The organism is Streptosporangium sp. NPDC006007, from assembly GCF_040614315.1.
GTDB lineage: Bacteria > Actinomycetota > Actinomycetes > Streptosporangiales > Streptosporangiaceae > Streptosporangium.
Genome location: NZ_JBEXUG010000091.1, coordinates 1 through 2,843 on the forward strand (window position 1 = coordinate 1; position 2,843 = coordinate 2,843).

General features: G+C 61.8%; 1 protein-coding gene and 1 pseudogene. Both read left to right on the top strand.

Features of this window, described 5'->3' with window-relative positions:
• Positions 1-828: 828 nt before the first annotated feature.
• Positions 829-1,635 (top strand): annotated as a pseudogene (locus ABZ194_RS30180) (IS5 family transposase).
• A 118-nt stretch (positions 1,636-1,753) separates the two neighbouring features.
• Positions 1,754-2,518, top strand: a complete 765-nt coding sequence (locus ABZ194_RS30185; protein WP_355600417.1) for a transposase family protein — start codon at positions 1,754-1,756, stop codon at positions 2,516-2,518.
• Positions 2,519-2,843 lie beyond the last annotated feature (325 nt).

Here is a 2,843-nt window from a genome sequence, read left to right on the forward strand (position 1 = left end):
CCGCCATCAAGCACGCGCCCGCTGGTTTCACCGCCGTGCCCGCCTGGCCACCGCGTATACCCAGCTCAGCTAACGAATGGCGGCTGCCGTACTAGGGTCTACGGGAACCGGGCCTCCTTCTTGAGACCAGGGGTGAGGAATTTGGCTATGGGGAGCAGCCGCAAATGCAGGGGTTTGGATCGCGGTACTTAGCAATGCTGCAGCAAATACTGATACTGCGAGGGCCGATCTGCCGTTACCTTTCACACCTCTCCTTTTGTTGTCCCGATGATCAACAGTCAGAGATTACCTCAGAAGGTACGACAATACAAGCTTATGACAAAAAGAGGATTTAGGTCAAATGGGTCCTAGTCTCAGCGATTTTTGTAGCTGAAAATTTTTTCACCTTGTGTGATAATTAAGCTTTGGAGAGTAGTGTGAAATATCGTGTGAATGTTGCTAACGTCAATAGATTAGTTGAGTGACGTAAAGTTTGATATTGAAACTTAAAATTCGTTGTAGGAATATGATTTGCAATAAATTGCCATATAGTGTGAGCCCGAAAGGGTGCCGTGTCCACGTACACAGAATTTCAATTCTGTCGGGTTCGGCTTTCACGTTTCCGCAGGTGGCAGCCTCTACCGCTAATTTCTGTGCCGATCCTCTCCGAAGGCCGAACTCCGTGTTGGATGGAGTTCGTGGGTGCCAGGGCGGCGGTGCGGCCCGGGTGCGGTGGTCGAGGGGCCTGATCGGCGGCCAGGTGGTGCGGCGGGCGGCGGGGTCTGCCCGTGCCGCCTCTTGACCCCTATAAGAGCGTGACTCATTTGGTGGTCGCTCGTTGGACATGGCGTGGATGTATTCCTTCAGCGACTGGTCCCTGATGAGTTGTGGGAGCTGTTTCAGCGCGTGGTCCCGTCAACGCCCACCCGGCCGCAAGGCGGTGGACGGCGGCGTGTGGATGATCGGATGGTCTTGGCCGCGATTGTGTACGTGGCCACCACCGGGTGCGCCTGGCGGCGGCTCCCGCCGGTCTTCGGCGCCTCCTGGCAGACGGTGAACCGTCGTTTCGCCGAGTGGAGCGCGATGCGGGTGTGGGCCAGGCTGTACCGGACCATTCTGGACGAGCTCGGCGCCAGAGGCGAGCTCGACTGGTCGCGATGCGCGATCGACTCGGTCAGCCTACGCGCGGTCAAAGGGGGGAGCTGACGGGTCCGAATCCTGTCGACCGCGGCAAGAAAGGGGGCGAAGATCCATATGATCACCGAGCGGACCGGTTTGCCGATCTCTGTCGCGATCTCGGCAGCGAATGTCCATGACAGCCTGGCCGTTGAGCCTCTTGTGACCGGCATTCCGCCGATCCGCTCCCGGCGTGGGCGGCGCCGTCGCCGCCCGGCCAAACCGCACGGAGACAAGGGCTACGACTACCCCCGGGTGCGACGCTTCCTACGCGAACGGGGCATCGCCTCACGCATCGCCCGGCGCGGCATCAAGTCCAGCCGGCGCCTGGGCCGGCACCGGTGGGTCATCGAGCGCACCATCGCCTGGCTGAACGGATACCGCCGACTGCACCGCCGCTACGAGCGCCGCGCCGATCACTTCGCATCCTTCGTTGCTCTCGCAGCCGCCCTCATCTGCTACCGCAGACTCGCCAAATGAGTCACGCTCTAAAGCCGCAGGTCATGGCCTGGTACGGGTGCGGTGTCTGATCGACAAGTAGAGAAGCCCCTGGTAGAAGGGTTGTCGACCAAGATCAACCATCGCACCAGAGGCTCGTGTGCTTTTCTATCGTGCTGCGCTGCCGTTGTCACGCCGGACCTTGACCTATCCGGCAGGCGTGATCCGCCGTCACCGCAAGGCGATCGGTTCGCCGTGGCGGCGGCTCGGTCCCGGCCGGCAGGCCCTGCTCGTCCTGGTCCACCTGCGTAAAGGGGAGACGTTCGCCGAACTCGCCGCTGGATTCGGCGTCGGTACGGCCACCGCCTGGCGCTACGTCTGTGAGACCGTCGCCCTGCTCGCCCGGCGATCTCCCCGCCTGGAACAGGTGTTGCGCGCCGCCAAGCGCACCGGATACGCCTTCGTGATCCTGGACGGCACGCTCATCCCGATCGACCGGGTGGCCGCCGACCGGCCCCACTACTCCGGCAAACACCAGCGGGACGGCATGAACATCCAGGTCATCGCCGCCCCGGACGGCACGCTGCTATGGACGTCGGGCTCACTGCCGGGATCGGTGCACGACCTCACGGCCGCCCGGATCTGGGGAATCATCCGCCGGCTGGAGGCCGCCGGACTGATCACACTGGCGGACAAGGGCTACATCGGCGCAGGTCAGCAGGTGCTGGTGCCGTACAAGGGCAGAAACAAGCCGACCCCGCAGAAGATGGCCAACTCCGCTCGTGCCAAGCTCCGCGGCCCCGGCGAACGTGCGAATGCGCAGCTGAAGACCTGGCGAATTCTACGGAAGCTGCGCTGCTGCCCTCTTCGGGCAGGTCAGCTCGTCAAAGCCATTAGTGTCCTGCAGATGCGCGAGGCAGGATGAAAAAGGCTCAGTGATGATAGGGCCACGGGCACGGCTTCTTTCCAGATCGGTTGGGGTGAGAACATCGATCTTCGGGAGTCGTGCCCGTTTCCACATCCACATTGGATCAGTTATTACCAGCGTCGGAGGCGCAGCTGTTCGCACACAAGGAATCAAACCCGGTTAAAACTTCGAGATGCCGGGGCCGTGCATGCAGGACCAGTTGGCGGTGCCATCCGATCGCGAGCGTGAGAAGGTGTTTGAGAGCTGATCGTGAGGCCGCCCTGCGGTGGGGTAGGAGTGCGGGTATGACACGACGACCCTTTCTATCCCTCTGATCTGACCG